The 16,297-nt window shown below is 65.4% G+C and carries 16 protein-coding genes and 5 pseudogenes; 11 read left to right on the top strand and 10 right to left on the bottom strand.

The genetic code is table 11. The annotated features are described in order from the left end of the window. Window positions 1–2: 2 nt before the first annotated feature. The 3 genes from R4823_RS01715 to cynR form a co-directional block, all read right to left on the bottom strand. Window positions 3–437, bottom strand: coding sequence for a Fur family transcriptional regulator (locus R4823_RS01715; protein ID WP_338617138.1), 435 nt, complete (start codon window positions 435–437; stop codon window positions 3–5). A gap of 1 nt (window position 438) precedes the next feature. Next, the gene (locus tag R4823_RS01710) at window positions 439–1,035 is read right to left on the bottom strand and encodes a PadR family transcriptional regulator (protein ID WP_087838470.1); all 597 of its coding nucleotides are present in this window, start codon (window positions 1,033–1,035) and stop codon (window positions 439–441) included. A 90-nt stretch (window positions 1,036–1,125) separates the two neighbouring features. Beyond that, a complete protein-coding gene (gene cynR / locus R4823_RS01705; protein WP_087838471.1) occupies window positions 1,126–2,028 on the bottom strand; it encodes a transcriptional regulator CynR in 903 nt (300 codons plus the stop codon). Between the two features lie 119 nt (window positions 2,029–2,147). Between cynR and R4823_RS01700 the strand changes: the two genes are divergently transcribed. Beyond that, window positions 2,148–2,615 carry a nucleoside deaminase gene (locus R4823_RS01700; RefSeq protein ID WP_087838472.1) on the top strand — a complete coding sequence of 156 codons (468 nt, stop codon included), beginning with the start codon at window positions 2,148–2,150 and terminating at the stop codon, window positions 2,613–2,615. 19 nt (window positions 2,616–2,634) lie between these two features. On the opposite strand, the gene R4823_RS01695 is transcribed toward R4823_RS01700, so the two are convergent. After that, window positions 2,635–2,808, bottom strand: a complete 174-nt coding sequence (locus R4823_RS01695) for a hypothetical protein (RefSeq protein ID WP_243724512.1) — start codon at window positions 2,806–2,808, stop codon at window positions 2,635–2,637. Window positions 2,809–2,863: 55 nt separating this feature from the next. Here R4823_RS01695 and R4823_RS01690 point away from each other — a divergent pair, with 55 nt between their 5' ends. Further along, a complete protein-coding gene (locus R4823_RS01690; RefSeq protein ID WP_165963131.1) occupies window positions 2,864–3,046 on the top strand; it encodes a hypothetical protein in 183 nt (60 codons plus the stop codon). Window positions 3,047–3,081: 35 nt separating this feature from the next. On the opposite strand, the gene R4823_RS01685 is transcribed toward R4823_RS01690, so the two are convergent. Beyond that, window positions 3,082–3,675, bottom strand: a complete 594-nt coding sequence (locus R4823_RS01685; protein ID WP_087838473.1) for a TetR/AcrR family transcriptional regulator — start codon at window positions 3,673–3,675, stop codon at window positions 3,082–3,084. Between the two features lie 99 nt (window positions 3,676–3,774). Between R4823_RS01685 and R4823_RS01680 the strand changes: the two genes are divergently transcribed. The 7 genes and pseudogenes from R4823_RS01680 (at window position 3,775) to R4823_RS01650 (ending at window position 10,377) form a co-directional block, all read left to right on the top strand. Beyond that, complete coding sequence (locus tag R4823_RS01680) at window positions 3,775–4,515, top strand: 3-oxoacyl-ACP reductase family protein (RefSeq protein ID WP_338617137.1); 741 nt, start codon at window positions 3,775–3,777, stop codon at window positions 4,513–4,515. A 9-nt stretch (window positions 4,516–4,524) separates the two neighbouring features. Further along, window positions 4,525–5,687 (top strand): annotated as a pseudogene (locus tag R4823_RS01675) (MFS transporter). Between the two features lie 5 nt (window positions 5,688–5,692). Continuing rightward, a pseudogene (locus R4823_RS01670) lies at window positions 5,693–5,926 on the top strand (SRPBCC domain-containing protein); the annotation flags it as partial. Between the two features lie 436 nt (window positions 5,927–6,362). Then, window positions 6,363–7,505: an STY4528 family pathogenicity island replication protein gene (locus R4823_RS01665; RefSeq protein ID WP_338617136.1), complete on the top strand. Its 1,143-nt coding sequence runs from the start codon at window positions 6,363–6,365 to the stop codon at window positions 7,503–7,505. Window positions 7,506–8,105: 600 nt separating this feature from the next. Beyond that, a pseudogene (locus tag R4823_RS01660) lies at window positions 8,106–8,315 on the top strand (phage integrase N-terminal domain-containing protein); the annotation flags it as partial. Between the two features lie 61 nt (window positions 8,316–8,376). Further along, window positions 8,377–9,050: pseudogene (locus R4823_RS01655) on the top strand (transposase); the annotation flags it as partial. Between the two features lie 55 nt (window positions 9,051–9,105). Continuing rightward, window positions 9,106–10,377: an IS256 family transposase gene (locus R4823_RS01650; RefSeq protein WP_338619245.1), complete on the top strand. Its 1,272-nt coding sequence runs from the start codon at window positions 9,106–9,108 to the stop codon at window positions 10,375–10,377. Window positions 10,378–10,420: 43 nt separating this feature from the next. Here R4823_RS01650 and R4823_RS01645 read toward each other — a convergent pair. Continuing rightward, window positions 10,421–10,714: pseudogene (locus R4823_RS01645) on the bottom strand (ferritin-like domain-containing protein); the annotation flags it as partial. 105 nt (window positions 10,715–10,819) lie between these two features. On the opposite strand from R4823_RS01645, the gene R4823_RS01640 reads away from it, so the two are divergent. Beyond that, entirely contained in the window at window positions 10,820–11,248 is a 429-nt protein-coding gene (locus R4823_RS01640) for a DNA polymerase III subunit chi (protein ID WP_338617135.1), read from the top strand. A gap of 6 nt (window positions 11,249–11,254) precedes the next feature. Next, on the top strand, window positions 11,255–11,704 hold the full coding sequence (locus tag R4823_RS01635; protein WP_338617134.1) for a hypothetical protein: 450 nt from the start codon (window positions 11,255–11,257) through the stop codon (window positions 11,702–11,704). A 21-nt stretch (window positions 11,705–11,725) separates the two neighbouring features. Here R4823_RS01635 and R4823_RS01630 read toward each other — a convergent pair whose 3' ends face one another. The 4 genes from R4823_RS01630 to R4823_RS01615 all read right to left on the bottom strand — a co-directional run bounded on the left by R4823_RS01630 (window position 11,726) and on the right by R4823_RS01615 (window position 16,256). Continuing rightward, complete coding sequence (locus R4823_RS01630; protein ID WP_338617133.1) at window positions 11,726–12,865, bottom strand: CoA transferase; 1,140 nt, start codon at window positions 12,863–12,865, stop codon at window positions 11,726–11,728. Between the two features lie 15 nt (window positions 12,866–12,880). Further along, window positions 12,881–14,053: an acyl-CoA dehydrogenase family protein gene (locus tag R4823_RS01625; RefSeq protein WP_338617131.1), complete on the bottom strand. Its 1,173-nt coding sequence runs from the start codon at window positions 14,051–14,053 to the stop codon at window positions 12,881–12,883. Window positions 14,054–14,116: 63 nt separating this feature from the next. After that, entirely contained in the window at window positions 14,117–15,310 is a 1,194-nt protein-coding gene (locus R4823_RS01620) for a Rieske 2Fe-2S domain-containing protein (RefSeq protein WP_338617129.1), read from the bottom strand. A 28-nt stretch (window positions 15,311–15,338) separates the two neighbouring features. Further along, window positions 15,339–16,256 (bottom strand): SDR family oxidoreductase, encoded by a 918-nt coding sequence (locus tag R4823_RS01615; protein ID WP_338617128.1) that lies wholly within the window; start codon window positions 16,254–16,256, stop codon window positions 15,339–15,341. Between the last annotated feature and the right edge of the window lie 41 nt (window positions 16,257–16,297).

Here is a 16,297-nt window from a genome sequence, read left to right as displayed (position 1 = left end):
CCCTAGCCGCGGTCGATGCGCTCGCCGTACAGTTCCAGCCTGACATCCCGCAGGCGGTAGCCGAGCGTCTCAGCCGCCGCCTCGTACATGCGCACCAGATCGGCCCCGGGCAGCTCGACGATCTCGCCCGTATGGACATCGATCAAGTGCGCGTGCAGGGCGCGCTGCGCCAGTTCCCAGACGGCCCGCCCCTGGGTGAACACGTGGCGGCGGACCATGCCGCGAACGTGGAATTCCTTCAGGATGCGATAGACGGAAGACAGGCTCAGGGCCGGATCCGTCTTGCGGGCGCGCATCAGCAGGTCTTCCGCCGTGGGGTGGTCGGAGGCCTCGTCCAGCGCGGCAAGCACCGCCTGCCGGCCCTTGGTGGCCCGCATCCCGGCCAGCGCAGGCGGCCGTGACGCGACCGGGCTTCGTGGCGCCAGGGTGGGCTTCATCCTAACCCCCGCTGATGTCCCGGGCGGCCTTCTCCAGGACGTCCAGCACGCGCCGCGTCTCGGCCTCGTCCCAGCCGCGCGAATGGAAGGCCAGCGCCGCGCGCAGCGTGTGCATGGCCTGGTGCACCGAGCCCGGCATGGCGCGGCCGGACATCGACTGGGCGGTGATGTTCATGCGGTTCAGCACCGCGTCGACCATGGGCCGGTTTTCCTGCAGGAAGGCGCGGCCTTCTCCGGTGATCTCGAACGACCGCTTGGCGCCTTCCATGCCGGCGGCGCGGATGTGTCCCTGCTCTTCCAGCAGCGTCAGGGTCGGGTAGACCGAGCCGGGGCTGGGCGCGTAGACGCCGCCGAAGCGCTGTTCGAGTTCCTTGATCAATTCATAGCCCGAGCTGGGACGTTCGGCGATCAGCGCCAGCAGCACCAGCCTCAGGTCGCCCGGCCCGAAGACGCGTCCGGCCCGGCCGAAACCGCGGCCGCCATCGCCGAAACCACCGCGGCCGCGGCCATCCATGTCGAACGGGTCGCGGCCGCGATGGCCGCCCCGGCCCGCCATCCACGCGGGCCAGGCGGCCCACATTCTATGAGGGTGAAACATGAGAATACTCCTTCGATACAGTTAAACGATATATCGTTTGTGTGTATCGTATAGGCGTTCTTTTCGATATGCAAGCCCCCATGAGGCCGTCTAGCCACGCTTGCGCCCGCCCCCGCCTTCATCACCGTGTTCCAGCGCGAGCCGGACGAATTCGCGCGCCGCCGCCGTCTGGTAGGCGCCGCGCCTTTGCATCAGCACCGCGGTTCTTTCCAGCAGCGACGGCGTGAGCGCTATGGAGGCGAGGCCGTCCCGGCCGCTGGCGATGGTGGCCGGCAGCAAGGTCGACAGCGAAGTGCGCCGCACGATCTCGATGACCGCGCCCAGCGAGTTGGCCTCCATCAGGACACGGGGACGCAGGCCGTGCCGGCGGCAATAGCGGTCGATCTGCTCGCGCGTCGCGAACTCGGCGGTCAACAGCACCAGGGATTCGGCGTCCAGCGCCTTCAGCGCCATCCGCCGCCTTCCGGCCAGGGGATGCCGGCTGCCGACCACCAGCGCCAGCGTCTCCACCAGCAGCCGCTGCGATGCGATCTCGGGCGAGCGCACTTCCTCGAATCCTATGCCCACGTCGTACTCGTCGTCCGCCAACAACGCCTCGATGCGCTCCTGCGGCATCTCGCGCAGGATCAGCGAGACGTTGGGGTGGCGGGCGTGGAAGCGCTCGACCAGCGGCCCGACCAGATACGAGGCGAAGGTGGGCGTGACCGCCAGGCGCAGCGATCCCCGGCTCAGGTCGCCCACGTCGTGGATCGCGCGCCGGCCTTCTTCCAGGTCCTGCAGGGCCTTGCGGGCATGCTTGAAATAGACGTGGCCCGCATCCGTGAGGCGCGTCGCGCGCCCCGTGCGGTCGAACAGTTGCGCCTCCAGCATCTCTTCCAGCTGCCGTATCTGCTGCGACAGCGCCGGCTGCGAGACATGCAGCGCCGCGGCGGCACGCGTGAAGCTGCGGTGCTCGGCCACGGCCAGGAAGTAATGGATGGGGCGGAGCAGCATGGACGGACCTTATAAGAGGAAATTATCGAAAAGATAATAAATCCGTCTTTTACCTTATTGGTGGCGTCACGTAAGATCGATGTCCTGCCACCGGTCCGTCCTCATAGGGAGACAACAACATGAACATGCCCGAGCATTTCCTGCGCATGGCGGTCGATCTCGCCCGCAAGAACGCGGAATGCGGCGGCCGTCCCTTCGGCGCGGTCATCGTCAGGAACGGTTCGGTCATCGGCACCGGCGTCAACCAGATACTGTCGTGCGCCGACCCCACCGCCCATGCCGAGCTGTCGGCCATCCGCGCGGCCTGCCGCGCGCTGGGCTCGCCGCGGCTGGACGGGTGCGTGGTGTATGCCAGCGCGCAGCCTTGCCCGATGTGTCTGGCGGCGATCCACATGACCGGCATGCGCGAGGTCTTCTACGCCTACTCGAACGACGACGCCGAACCCTATGGACTGTCGTCCGCGCCCGTGTACCGCGAGTTGGCCCTGCCCCTGTCCGAGCAGTCCATCCACATCGTCCACTATCCGATCTCGCCCGCGCCGCAGTTGTATGAATCGTGGCGCGCCGCGATCAGCGAGCGCGCCTGACGGATATCGCGCCGGGCCGTCAGGCCTGGTCCGGGAACACGCCGCGATCGGACGGGAGCGGCGCGCCGGGAGGAAGCGCCGCGTTGCGCAGCCACCGGGCGAAGCGGCGTATCAGTTCCTGCTTGGGATTGTCCCCGCGCCAGACGATGTAGCAATTGACGCTGGCCGGAAAACACGCAGCCAGCGGACGCACCAGCCGTCCCGCCGCCCGACGGCGACACGCTGATGCAGGCCTGGCGCACGCCACGATGGAGCCCATGAATGCCACGGCCGACGTGCGCGGCGGCAAGGCCGAGCTCTGGGGCCTCACCCAGGTCTGCGGCGAGATCGCCGAGCGCCTGGCGCCGGCGCTGGCCAACGCGCTGTTCGCCGCGACGGGGGAACGCCTCCGCTCGTTGCCGCTGTCGCGGCACGGGTACGAGCTGGCGTAGGGGACCAGGCTTCCCTTTCCGGGGAAGCCCACCTCCTAGCTGGGCCAGATCGCCATCGCCGCGCTGGCCACCCGCTCCAGTTCCGCACGCTTGGCGCCGTCCCTGGCCTGCAGCGACATCCCCTGCACGACCGTCGTGAAATACCGGGCAAGGGTATCCAGGTCGGCCGCCGGCGACAGTTCCCCGTCGGCCACCCCCTGCTCCAGGCGCTCGCGCACACGCTGGATCGAGGCCAGCCGGTGGGTTCGCAGGAAGGCCGCCATGCCTTGGTTGGCGGGCGTGCAATTGGTCGCCCCCAGCACCACGAAACACCCCTTGGGCCTGCCCGGCAGCGTCAACGCCTTCGCCGCGGCCATCAACATGCCTTCGACCGCCTCGCGCGCGGTCCTGCCCTCGCGCAGCGCCACGTCGGTCATCCCGCCGTCGGTGTGGCGGTAGCGTTCCACGGCCTCGCGGAACAGCGCTTCCTTGCCGCCGAAGGCCCCGTACAGGCTGGGCGCGTTGATGCCCATCGCCGTCGTCAGGTCCGACAGCGACGTGCCCTCATAGCCACGCTCCCAAAAAACCTCCATGGCCCGCTGCAAGGCCGCGTCGCGGTCGAAGCCGCGCGGGCGTCCCCGTTCAGCCATATCTCACCTTTTTTGTAACGATCGATATAAAAATTCTTGACGCTCCGCGAAGAGGTCGTGGATTATTTTATAACGATCATTACGGAAATGGAGCACAGCATGTCCCGATTGACAGGAAAAGTGGCCCTGGTAACCGGCGCGAGCCGTGGCATAGGCGCGGCCATCGCGCTGCGCCTGGCGCGCGAGGGCGCGGACGTGGCGATCACCTACGCCAGTTCGCCGGACAAGGCCGAGACGGTGGCCGGCGCGCTGCGCGAGACCGGCCGCCGCGCCGTGGCCCTGCGTGCCGACAGCGCCGAACCCCATGCCCCCGCGCAGGCGGTGGCGCGCGTGGTGGAGGAATTCGGCCGGCTCGACATCCTGGTCAGCAACGCCGGCATCGGCTACTGGAAGGCGCTGGAGGATTTCACCATCGAGGAATTCGACCGCGTGATGGCGGTGAACGTGCGCGCGGCCTTCACGGGCGCCCAGGCCGCGGCGGCGCGCATGGGGCAAGGCGGCCGCATCATCACGATCGGCAGTTGCAATGCCGATCGCGTGCCGGCCCCGGGCTCGACGCTTTACGCCATGAGCAAGTCCGCGCTGATCGGCCTGACCAAGGGCATGGCGCGCGACCTGGGTCCGCGCGGCATCACGGTGAACCTGGTACAGCCCGGCCCGATCGACACCGACATGAATCCGGCCGACGGCGAACGCGCGGACAGCCTGCGCGCGCTGATGGCGCTGGGGCACTACGGCGAGGGCGAGGACGTGGCCAGACTGGTGGCCTACCTGGCGAGCGCGGAAAGCCGATTCGTCACCGGCACCGCGCTCACGATCGACGGCGGCTACAACATCTGAGGCAAGGGCATGGACGCGAACATGAAGGCCGCGCATACCGGCAAGACCATCGTGCTGGCCGCGGTGTGCCTGGCCGGACTCATGATGCCCCTGAGCTTCACGGGCCCCGCGGTGGCGACGCCCGCCATCGCGCGCGACCTGGGCGGCAGCCCGGTCGCGCTGGCGTGGGTGGTGAACGCCTTCGTGCTCGCGTTCGGCAGCTTCGTGCTGGCGGCCGGCACGCTGGCCGACCAGTACGGACGCAAGCGCATCTTCCGCCTTGGCGTGCTGGGCTTTACCATCCTGTCGGCCATCTCCACCTTCGCGCCCGGCCTGGTCGCGCTGGACCTGCTGCGCGGCGCCCAGGGCATCGCGGCCGCCATGGTGATGGCCGGCGGCGCCGCCTCGCTGGCGCAAGAGTTCGAGGGCCCCGCCCGCACGCGGGCCTTCAGCCTGCTCGGCACCACGTTCGGCGTCGGCCTGGCCTTCGGCCCCATCTGGTCGGGCTGCTGGCGCGCAGGTATCCCGCCGGCGCCCTCTCGGCCGGAGGCCTGGTGATAGCCGCGGCGGGCCTGGCCTGGCTGGCCACGATGCCGGTGGGACAGCAATCGATGGCCATCATCTGGCCGATGCTGCTGATAGGTATCGGCACGGGCTTGCCATGGGCTTGATGGATGACCTCTCGGTCAGCGTCGTGCCCAAGGAACGCGCCGGCATGGCGACCGGCATCTTCTCGACCATGCGGCTGGCCGGCGAAGCGGTGGCGCTGGCGGCAGCGGCGGCGTTGCTGCTGGCGCTGATGCAGTCGGGCCTCGCGCAGGCGCTACCCGATGCTCGCGCCATGGCGGACATTCCCGCCATCGCCAACGACATGGCGGCCGGCGCATTGGGGCAGGCCGCCACCCACCTGGGCGACGGAGGGAAGGCGATGCTGGTGGCGGTGTATGCCGATGCCTTCCGTGCCTTGCTGCTGGCGCTGGCGGCGCTTACCGTAGCCGCGGCGCTGGCTGCCTGGCTGCTGCTCAGGCCCGCCACGGCAGGCAAAGGGGTCCGAGCCGATGCGTGCACCACCCACGGCGCGTGAATCCGGGCGCGGCGGGAGAGGGAACCGGCTGCTGCCCAGCCCCGGCTCCATCCCGCGCCCCTGCCTCAGAAGCGGTGAAGAATGCCGACCGCGTACACCTTGCTGTTGAAACCGCTGTCGGACGTCGTCCCGCTGACGTCCTACACCCTTACCTTCGACGGCTCCGGCGGCGTTGCGGGCTTCGGCAAGGGACAGGCCTCGGTAGTCCTTTCCGGGCCGCCCGAGGGCGCGACGCAACTCAGCTATACCGCACAGGCGCAGGTCGGCGGAAAAATCGCCCAGGTGGGCGCTCGCCTGATCGACGGCGTGGCCAGGAAACTGGCCGACGAGTTCTTCTCGCGCTTCAAGACCGCTCTCTAACCGGCCTCGCAAGAAACGCCCACCGAAGCGGTCGAGGAAGACGCCGAGCAAGCCGGTCAACCGCCCACGGCCTCGCCGGCCTGGAAATTCTGGCGGTCGTAGCTGCGGATGACCGTGCCGGGATCCTGCCGTACGCTCAGACGTTGATCACACGTTCAAACGTTGATCGGTCGGCAAAGGGCCGTGAATGCTAGGTTTCACGGGGAAACCGGGCCACGGCCTTTGCGGGAATTGCTGGAAGTACCCCCAGTTGTACCCCCAAGGGGGTATCGGGATGATAGATCAGTCTGGATGCCGGTGCCAGCGCTGTGCCTGCCGGATAAAACGGTTATGGCGCAGACCGCATTGTTGGCTGACGCCTGGAACGGTACGCGATGAGATGCAGGGGAACGGGCCGCTGTGGCCCATACCTCGGAGAGCTCTCATGGCAAACCATCACACCAGCCACAATCCGCTGGGGCAAGATGCCCTGTTCACTACGCCGGCCTCGCTCATGCTCGATGCCCGCCTCACGCCGCTGGAGCGCAATGGTTGGCAGGTTCTGCGCATGCTGCGCTCTGCGGAAGGCGTCAGCCCGCTGGCGAACCTGGGGCAGTTGCGCCGCTATCTCACCTCTACACCGCTGGGGCAGCGGGCCGGATACGAGACGGCCCGGCGCGTTCTCGTTGTGCTTCGGCTGACGGGATGGATCAGCCTGGTGGGCCAGCACCGCGATCCTCTGACCGGCCATGTGCTCAGCGAGTTGTATCAGGTTCAAGAAAGCGCCCTGCACTTCCAGCAGGCCTGCACGCTCGATGCCAGTCTGCCCGCGCTTCTACAAGCCTCCATCGGCCACGAAAACAACCAGGTGGATCGGGTGGCCGTCCACATTCAGACAACGCTGGCACAGGCACCTGAAGCCGCTTCCATTGCGACCCACGATCAGCACCACGATGACGATGATTTGCCCCCTACGCCGCCGTCGCAGGCGAGCGAGGCAGCCGACCCACTGCCATTGTCTGGCGATTCCGCTGGCAGCACGCTTGTTCCGCAACAGACTGGACACGCTCGCCACATGACGGCTAAGCAGGGTGGTACGTATAAGACGTATATGTATAAAAAAGAACGTACGTACCGCGCGCGCGAAAGCGACGGCGATTCGGCATCGCAATCGGTGAGCTTGCCGCCTTGCCTGAGTAATGCCCAGGCAGATCAGCAAAAAGACGTGCAGGCCGCCTTGCGGCGGCTGCCGCCGCAGCATCGCCAAGAAGTACTCGACGAGTTGCAGGCACGCAGCCAGAGCGGCACCGTGCGCAATGTCGTGGCCTACTTCTTCGCCTTGGTGAAGCGCGTTTTTGCGGGCGAGTTCCGTCTGTGGGCAGGACGCAAGGAGGCGTCTGCCGCGAACCGGCCTACAACTCCGCCGCGCATCGAAGCCCGCCCGGAACCGACTGTGCCACCGGCATCGCGTGAAACCGCCCTGGCGCACATCGCCAACATCCGCAAGATGCTGAACGTCCCGACGAACGCTGGGGACATCGCAGCACAGGTAATGCAGGTCAGGGGATGGCAGCCCCATCCTGCGTAGCAAATGCTGACGCGAAACGGGTCGTCACTGCACTCCGCAGTGACGACCCGCGCCACACCACCAACAATGCGGGCAAAAGCCAGTTCCTATTGCGTGCGGCCTACATGATGATGGCCGCCCTACATTGATCGGGCAGTTGCCAAGACCGATGGGCTTCGTACATCGGCCCCCCCATCAGCGCAGGTTCCTGCAAGCGCTGGCCCGACAGGGTGGAGCCACCCCAGGTATGCCCAGGCTCCGACCGCATACCGGCCCTACCCAGGGCGGAGCCTTCTTCGTCTGTTTGAACTCATTCCCATCGCGCCGCCTGGCGCACTGTCCTTTGCAGCAGTTGCCTGTGCGCGACGCACAGGGCTCCCGCTGCATTTCTCATCCACTCACTTCATAGGAGGACTCGTCCACGTTCGCATCACTTTCGTCTTGTAGTACCTCCGTCCGGGCTCCCAGCAGGGATCAAGACGGACGCCTCATTCGAGGCTCCGGTGTCTCCTGAACACCATGCCCTTGCCCTCACGGGATCTCGCCTTGGCGAGTTGGCACCAACACTAACCACTGAATTTCAGGACAACGTAGTACGGCGCTTTGCTTGGAGGCCAGAAGATGGACGACTTGACCTACACCCTGCGGCAGCTTTGCCAGCGCAACCGTGACGGCAGCCACAACACACAGGCTGACCGGATGCGTTCTCTAGCGCTGGCTGCGCGGCAACTGCGCGAGGCCGGTTTCCGGCAGATGAAGGCTTCGTCGCTCAAGGGCAAGCACGTCCAGACGTTGCTGGGCCGTTGGCAAGGCGAAGGTTTGTCGTCTGGTAATCCCCCCACAAAACCGGCGCGGTCAGAAGTAGAATTTTCTCATTGAGGAGTTCTACAGCATGAAGAGGTCGAGATTCACGGACAGCCAGATCATGGACGCGCTCAAGCGGGCCGAGGCCGGGCTGGCGGTGCCGGATTTGTGCCGCGAGCTGGGCATCAGCTCGGCGACGTTCTACAAGTGGCGTGCGAAGTACGGCGGCATGGACGTCTCGATGATGGCCCGTATGAAGGAGCTGGAGGCCGAGAACGCGCGGCTGCGCAAGATGTATGTCGAAGAGAAGCTCAAGGCCGAGATCGTGACGGAGGCGCTCGAAAAAAAGTGGTGAGGCCATCTCGCCGGCGCGAGATGGCCCAACATGCCGTGCAGACGCGCGGTGTATCGATTCGACTGGCCTGCGAGGCGTTCAGCGTGAGCCAGACCTGCTATCGCTACGTTGCGAAGGCCGATGCCGAGAATGAGCAGATAGCCGACTGGCTGCTGCGGCTGACGGACAACCATCGCAACTGGGGTTTCGGGCTGTGCTTCCTGTACCTGCGCAACGTCAGAGGCTTCGCCTGGAACCACAAGCGGGTTTATCGGATCTACCGCGAACTCGAGCTGAACCTGCGAATCAAGCCGCGCAGACGGCTGGTTCGGCAGGCGCCTGAGCCACTCACCGTTCCTGCCGCCAGCAATGAGGTGTGGTCGATGGACTTCATGCATGACCAGCTCGCAGACGGGCGTAGTATTCGGAGCCTATCCGGAATTTTGTGGGCGAGGCATATCATGAGGATTAAAGACCATGGATATGCCGATGAAGAAGAAGCGTACCGTTGCCGCGCAGGCGGCCGCTCGAGGGCCACTGCCTGAGCTTCCCAAGGAACTGCTCGACGAGCTGGTCAAGGGGCCGATGACCCCCAGCGAAGTCCAGGACCTGATGCTGGCCTTCAACAAGGCCATCATCGAGCGGGCCATGGGCGCCGAGATGAACCTGCACCTGGGCTACCGGCCCGGCGAGGCCAAGCCGCCCGAGCAGGCCAACGAACGCAATGGAGCAAGCGGCAAGACCCTCCTTACCGATCGCGGCCCCGTGCGCGTGGATCTGCCACGCGATCGCGAAGGCAGCTTCGAGCCGATCCTGATCCCGAAGCACGAGCGGCGCTTCACCGGGTTCGACGAGCGCATCATCGCGATGTACGCGCGCGGCATGAGCGTGCGCGAGATCCAGGCCTTTCTGGCCGAGAGCTACGGCACCGAGGTCTCGCCCGACTTCATCAGTTCCGTCACTGACGAGGTGATGGCCGAGACCATCGCCTGGCAGAGCCGCCCGCTCGAGGCAATGTACCCGGTGGTGTTCTTCGATGCCTTGCGCGTCAAGATCCGCAGCGACGGCGTGGTCAGCAACAAGGCGGTGTATCTTGCGCTGGGCATCCAGGCCGACGGCCAGCGCGACGTGCTGGGCCTGTGGATCGAGCAGACCGAGGGCGCCAAGTTCTGGCTCAAGGTGTTCAATGAACTGAAGTCGCGCGGCTGCCAGGACATTCTGATCGCGGTCGTCGATGGCTTGAAAGGCCTGGCCGAGGCCATCAACACGGCGTATCCCAAAACAACGGTGCAGACCTGCATCGTGCATCTGATCCGCAACAGCCTGGACTACGCCGGCTGGAAGGATCGCAAGGCGGTTGCCGCCGCGCTGCGCCCGATCTATGCCGCGGCCAACGAGCAGGCCGCGCAGCAGGCCCTGCAGGACTTCGCCGATGGCCCCTGGGGCGCGAAGTACCCGACGATCGTACAGGCCTGGCAACGCGCCTGGGAGTACGTGATTCCGTTCTTCGTGTTCGCGCCCGAGATTCGACGCGTGATCTACACCACCAATGCCATCGAGAGCCTGAACATGCAATTACGTAAAATCATCAAGACCCGAGGCCATTTCCCCAATGATGAGGCCGCCATCAAGCTGCTCTGGCTGGCGCTACGCAATGTGCTGGCCAAGTCAGTGCGCGCCGCCTTCGATTGGAAATCCGCCATGAACCAGTTCGCCATCATGTTCGGCGATCGATTCACGCAGGCCAGGGGGTAAGGATTGCTCAACCGCCTTGCCCACAAAAATACGGATACTCCCCGGTCGGCACGAGTTCCGGGCGAAAACGCCGCAGGTACTCCATCAACACCAGCGAATGCTTTTGTTCTTCGAAGAACCATACCGACATGAACGCACTGAAGTCGCTGTCGTGCCGGTTGTCACGCAAGAACATCTCGGTGGCCGGCAAAGCCGCCCATTCCGTGATAGCGTTCATCTTGATAGTATTGGCCTGCTCGTCCGACAGCTTGCTGCCGTCGAATTCGTCCCACGGAATGTCGGTGCCCATGTTCCAGCGCACCGCTTCCATCGATTTGAAAAGTTCGGGGTAGATCATCACTTTGCCGTAAATATGGCCAACCGGCTATTGTAGTCGGTGGGCCGCAGGCAGGTGTAACCGGAAAATCGGCCGCACGCCCCACGATGCCACCTTCCTCACGCCATGGCCGCCATTCATTTCTCGTTCAACGCAGCCGACAGGCTACGCGCAGCCTGCCTGATCGCCGAGCGGCGTTACCGCGCCGGCGACCCATTGCTGGTGTACTGCAGCGACGTCCAGCGCCTCGAGGCATTCGACGTGCTGCTATGGGAGTACGAACCCGCTGCTTTCGTTCCCCATGTCTTTGCAGACGACGCCCTAGCCCATGCCACGCCCATCGTGTTGCACCGGAAGCCCCCAGCCAATGGCTCGGCGTGGATACTGAATCTGGACGATGGCTGCGTGCCCGGCCCTGATCGGTTTGCGAATATCGTCGAAGTGGTCTCGCGTGCCGACGACGAGCGTCAGCGGGGCCGCGCGCGCTGGCGCGAATACCAGCGGGCCGGCCACAGCATCGTGCAGCACGACCTTGCCCAGAACCAGCTACCCTGAAGCCCAATGTCCAATCTTCCGCCATTTCGCAAACGCCGCACGGAACCGGTCCTGAACGCACCGCGTACAGAACCGGTGTTGCGCCCATCGCCCATCACGCCTTCTGCCCCCGACCCCGCGGTTGCGCCCCCCGTATTGCCACCGCGGCCGCTATCCTCGCCGCCGGGGCAGGCGGCGCCCACGCGGCCGGAACCGACCATCGCGCGCGAACCGGCCGTCCATGTCATCGACGACGCCGTACCCGTTCTCACGCAAATCGTCGCCACGCCCGCGCTGGGGGAAGCGGTTGCGTCCCTTGAAGAAAAGTCGACTGCTCCCCAGGCCCCAGAGCCCGGCTTCGACGCAGAATTGATCAACGACATCTCGTTACGAGTGATGGACAAGCTGGCGCCCCTGCTGCCCGAGATCGTGGCCGAGGCAGTGCACGAAGCGGTTTCCACGCGCCCGCAACGTTGACGCGCGAGAAGGCCGGCTGACCTACTCTGCCTGGCCGAGCTCGCCGCGGATGGCGTCTCCGTCTTCGCCCAGAACGGGCGCCGGCCGATGGATGGGGCCGCGCTGGCCGTCGATCAGAACCGGACGGTGCACGCCCGTCACGCTGCCATGCACGGGATGGGCGAGCTGGTAAAAGCTTTGCAGGTGGCGCACCTGAAGGTCGTGCATCACCTCGGGAACCGCGTACACCGGGGCGACAGGCACACCGGCCTGGGCAAGCCTGGCCCACCATTCGTCGCGGCTCCGAGTCTTGAAGGTCGGCGCCACTTCCGCCTTCAATTCGGCATAGTTGGCAGTGCGCAGGGACGCCGACGTAAACCGTTCATCGGCCAGAAGATCGGTTCTTTCCAGCACGTGCACGAAGGCCAGCCATAGCTTTTCGACTGACGAAAGGTGCACCGTCACCTGCCTCTGATCGCCGCACAGGAAGGCGAAGGACTGCGAAACGGCGACGCGCGTGTCAGGCCGAGGCGTGGCGCCCAGACGGTTGAACTGCTCGAAACCCTCGGGCGAGAAAGCGATCGAGGCTTCCAGCATGTTGACTTCGACACGTGCGCCCTCTCCGCTTCGTACGCGCTTCATCAGTGCGCCGAGCACGCCGTAGCACGCATACATGCCGGTGATATTGTCGGAAGTCGAAGGGCCGGACATCGCCGGCTCGTCCGCGTCCAGCATCTGGCTGGCCAGCCCGCTGAAGCCCAACGCCACGGCGTCGTAGCAGGGATGATCGCGGTACGGGCCGGTTGCGCCGAAGCCCGTGATCGAACAGTGCACCAGCCGGCGGTTCAGGGACTTCAGCGCCTCCTGATGCAAACCCAGGCGGTCCAGCACGCCGGGACGATAGTTGTCGAGCAGGACATCGGCGCGCCGCAACAGTTGCTGCAGGACGGCCATGTCGGCTTCGCTGCGCAAGTCCAGCTGAATGCTTTCCTTGTTGCGATTGTAGGCGGCAAAATGCGGGCTGTACGGCTGGGCCGAGCGGCCGCGGAAGGGGTCTCCGCCATCCGGATGCTCTACCTTGATCACGCGCGCGCCCAGGTCCGCAAGCATCATCCCCGCCAGCGGCGCAGTCAGCACCGTGCCCAGTTCAATGACCAGGATTCCATCCAAAGCGTCCTTCATGGTTCAGCGTCCTGGTCAGGTGTAGTGCTTCAGAATCTGTCGCGCCAGGGTGGTGCGCAATACCTCCGTCGGGCCTTCCGTGATGCGGTAGCTGCGCAGGTCGCGCCAGAAGCGCTCGATCGGTGTGTCTTCGGTCAGTCCCGTGCCGCCGTGCAGCTGCATGCAGGTATCGACCACCCGGAACCCAGCCTCGACGCCGAATGTCTTGATCATGAAGGTTTCCATCCGGGCCTCGCGGCCGTCGTCAGTCTTCCCTGCGGCGTCATACACCAGCAGCCGGGTTGCGTAAATGTCGGTGAAGGCGTCGGCAATCATCCACTGGACACCCTGGCGACTGGCGATAGGCTCGCCAAAGGTCTTGCGCTGGCTGACATAGGACGCCGTCAGCCCGAGGCAGCGCTCGGCCGCCCCGCAAACATGCGCGCCCTGCCGCACGCGGCCGTGATTGATATAGCCCTGGGCCAGTGAAAAGCCCCCACCCTCTTCGCCCACCAGGTTCTCATGGGTGACCTCGACGTCCTCGAAGGTCATTTCACACGGCGAATCCCCCATCAGGGTTCTCTCGGAGGTCGCCAGGGTGACCCCGGGCGCGTTCATGTCCACGACGAAACACGACACGCCGCCGCGCACACCTTTCTCCGGGTCGGTCACCGCCATCACCAGAGCGAAATCGGCCGCCGCCGCCCGGGTGATGAAGCGCTTGACGCCGTTGATGCGGTAGCCGGTGGCAGTGCGCACGGCCCTGGTGCGCATGGCCGAGGGGTCGGATCCTGCGTCCGGCTCGGTCTGCGCGAAACAGAACCGCTTGCGTCCCTCGATGACCGGGTATAGGTAGTCGTCGCGCTGGCGCTCGTTCAAGCCAAGCAGAATGGGGCCGACCATCGGGCCGAACAACCCGTGGTCGCGCACCCACGATCCGACCGTGCTGCGCCCCACCTCCTCCCAGAACACGGCCAGGGCAAGAAGCGGCAGGCCTTGTCCGCCGAACTCCTCCGGGACGTCAAGCAGCCAGAAGCCGGCGTTGCGCGCGCGCTCACGCAGGGCTGCAGCCTGCTCGGGGGGCAGCAGGCCGTTGGGTCCGAGCGCGGACTCGTGCGGGATCAGTTCGCGTTCGACGAAGCGGCGGATCGAGTCGCGAAACTGCAGCAACTCTTCGGAAAGCGACTGGTACGGTATCAGGTCGAGCATGCGAAATATGGGTACATGAAGTATATGGGCCGGGGATGGCAGTGCCGTCCCCGGCCCTGGCGCCTACGCCGCGGCCGTTTGCCCCGGCTGGGTGGGCAGATGCACGATCTCGTCAAGCGAGCGCCACTCCTTGGTGGGTTCGCCCTTTTCCTGCAAGCCCAGTTCGCGCCAGAACAGCTTGCGCAGGGTGACGATGCCGAGATCGGAGCGGCCGAGAAATTCATCCTCGCGCGCCGTGATGCGATCCTGGCCGCGAATTGACAGGTAGTCCTGGGCGGCCGTCAGACCGACGAAGATATCCTCGGCGTTGTGCCACACCCGAGAGCTGAACAATTCGTCATGGTGCTCGGCCGGGTCGTACTTGCCGTACTTCGCAAAGTACTGCTTGAAGCGCATTTTCGACGCTTCGCTGGCGCCGGGGGGCTGGCCATAAATCATGAACCGCGTGGTGTTCAAGTCATCGTTTGGCACCATCCAGACGAATACGTCGATCCACGGATCTTCCGGCGTCAGGCCGGGGACAGTGATGTGATTGTTGTTGGGATAAGTCCAGTCGCTTACGCGCACGTTGCCGGAAGAGCGACGGGCGGTCTGGCGAATCCCCGCCGAGGTTTCCTGGTATGACAACTCCGGCACGGCGCCGGTGACCGCCTGGCCGAAAGGCCCCACCGTCAGCGCCTGGTGCACGAAGCTGACGTGTACGGCGTCCATGGAATTCTCCACCTGCTGGAACCAGTTGTTGTCCCAGCGCTCGCGGCCATTGGCGATCAGGGTTCCCTCGCGCTCGAGCACCGGCTTGCGGGGCAGGTCGAACTCGGGCGGCTGCCCTTCCCCAAGATAGGCAAAGACCAGCCCCATGTACTCCTTCACCGGATAACCGGGGATTTTGGTGCGCGGCATGCCGGTGTTTTCTTCCGCCGGGCGGCTCACGCACTCGCCCATGGCGTTGTATTGCCATCCATGGTAAATGCAGCGGATCTCTTCGCCCATCACCCAGCCGGTGTGCAACAGGGTACGCCGGTGCGCACAGCGGCCGCCCACGAGGTGCAGCGCACCACTTTCACCCCGGTACAAGGTCAGCTCTTCACCCATGATCAGCAAAGGGATGGCCGCGTTGACCGCCACACTCTCGGCAAGGGCAATCGGCTGCCAGAACTTGCGCAGCAAGCGGCCCATGCCCGTATTCTTGCCGCATTCGGTCAGCTGGCGAAACTGTCGCGCGCGCTCTTCGCGGCGCTGGTCCAGGGTAGTGCTCATAGTCGACTCCGTTTGGTCAGGGTTGCGGTCAATTGGGATCGCCAAGCAGATCGGTGAGGTTTTCCTGCGCTTCACCGTAGCGCGTCACCTTCGTGTTGCGCGCGTACTCGCGGATGTCCACCGGCGCGTGCTTGCCAGGCGTCCACGTTGGGTACTTGAACCGCAGCCCGGCGTCCACGGGGATGTCCACGCCCGTCATGCAGGCCGACTCGTCCGACGCCAGGAAAACCGTGGCCCAGGCCAGGTCGGACGCGCGCGGGAAACGGCGCAGCGGGAGCTGGTCCAGATATTCCTGGCGTGAATAAAACCCGTGCCGCTCGGGCTGCTTCCAGTCGCGGTCGAACATCTCGTCGCGCATGGTGGTCCAGAGTTGATGCTCCATTGAGCAAGGCGTGACCGTATTCACGCGGATGCCGCGGTGCGCCAGGTCCATTGCCGCAGAGCGGGCAAAGTTCAGCAGGGCGGCCTTGGCGGCGCAGTAGGCGGCGCCGTCGGCCTCGCCGAAGTGTGCGGCGGTGGACAGCAGATGAATGATGCTGCCGCTGGCGCCACAGGCAAGCATGGCTTTGGCGCTGTGCTGGGTGGTCAGCAATCCTGCAGTGGCAAAGCTGCCGACCGCATCGTGCCAGTCGTCCAGCTTCATGCTCAGCACGTCGCTCCAGTGCACGCGCCCCGCCATGTTCACGGCGATATCCAGGCGGCCGTACCGTTCGACCGTTTGCGCGACAATGCGCTCGACGTCCTCGTTGTTGCGCGCGTCGCCCACCATCCCGAACGCCTGGCCGCCGCGGGCGGTAATGAAATCGGCTGCCTCGCGCGCCGCTTCTTCCTTGACGTCCGTGACGCAAACCCTGGCGCCTTCCCGGGCCAGGAAGTGTGCGATGGTTCCGCCGATATTCGGCCCCGCGCCGAATACGATTGCAACTTTGTCTTTTAGTCGGTCCATGATTTCCCCGTGCTTCAGGCGCCGTCACATGACGCCAGCTG

Origin of the sequence: Pigmentiphaga sp. CHJ604, assembly GCF_036972535.1 — a bacterium.
GTDB classification, from domain to species: Bacteria; Pseudomonadota; Gammaproteobacteria; order Burkholderiales; family Burkholderiaceae_B; genus Pigmentiphaga; species Pigmentiphaga daeguensis.
This window is presented reverse-complemented; position numbering and strand designations above follow the sequence as displayed.

Bases quoted from the DNA above. Each gene is read 5' to 3' on its own strand.
- R4823_RS01625 (WP_338617131.1), bottom strand. From the start codon at position 14,053: ATGCTCGACCTGATACCGTACCAGTCGCTTTCCGAAGAGTTGCTGCAG.
- R4823_RS01685 (WP_087838473.1), bottom strand. From the start codon at position 3,675: ATGGCTGAACGGGGACGCCCGCGCGGCTTCGACCGCGACGCGGCCTTG.
- R4823_RS01665 (WP_338617136.1), top strand. From the start codon at position 6,363: ATGGCAAACCATCACACCAGCCACAATCCGCTGGGGCAAGATGCCCTG.
- cynR (WP_087838471.1), bottom strand. From the start codon at position 2,028: ATGCTGCTCCGCCCCATCCATTACTTCCTGGCCGTGGCCGAGCACCGC.
- R4823_RS01715 (WP_338617138.1), bottom strand. From the start codon at position 437: ATGAAGCCCACCCTGGCGCCACGAAGCCCGGTCGCGTCACGGCCGCCT.
- R4823_RS01640 (WP_338617135.1), top strand. From the start codon at position 10,820: ATGGCCGCCATTCATTTCTCGTTCAACGCAGCCGACAGGCTACGCGCA.
- R4823_RS01700 (WP_087838472.1), top strand. From the start codon at position 2,148: ATGAACATGCCCGAGCATTTCCTGCGCATGGCGGTCGATCTCGCCCGC.
- R4823_RS01680 (WP_338617137.1), top strand. From the start codon at position 3,775: ATGTCCCGATTGACAGGAAAAGTGGCCCTGGTAACCGGCGCGAGCCGT.
- R4823_RS01650 (WP_338619245.1), top strand. From the start codon at position 9,106: ATGCCGATGAAGAAGAAGCGTACCGTTGCCGCGCAGGCGGCCGCTCGA.
- R4823_RS01635 (WP_338617134.1), top strand. From the start codon at position 11,255: ATGTCCAATCTTCCGCCATTTCGCAAACGCCGCACGGAACCGGTCCTG.
- R4823_RS01710 (WP_087838470.1), bottom strand. From the start codon at position 1,035: ATGTTTCACCCTCATAGAATGTGGGCCGCCTGGCCCGCGTGGATGGCG.
- R4823_RS01620 (WP_338617129.1), bottom strand. From the start codon at position 15,310: ATGAGCACTACCCTGGACCAGCGCCGCGAAGAGCGCGCGCGACAGTTT.
- R4823_RS01630 (WP_338617133.1), bottom strand. From the start codon at position 12,865: ATGAAGGACGCTTTGGATGGAATCCTGGTCATTGAACTGGGCACGGTG.
- R4823_RS01690 (WP_165963131.1), top strand. From the start codon at position 2,864: ATGGAGCCCATGAATGCCACGGCCGACGTGCGCGGCGGCAAGGCCGAG.
- R4823_RS01615 (WP_338617128.1), bottom strand. From the start codon at position 16,256: ATGGACCGACTAAAAGACAAAGTTGCAATCGTATTCGGCGCGGGGCCG.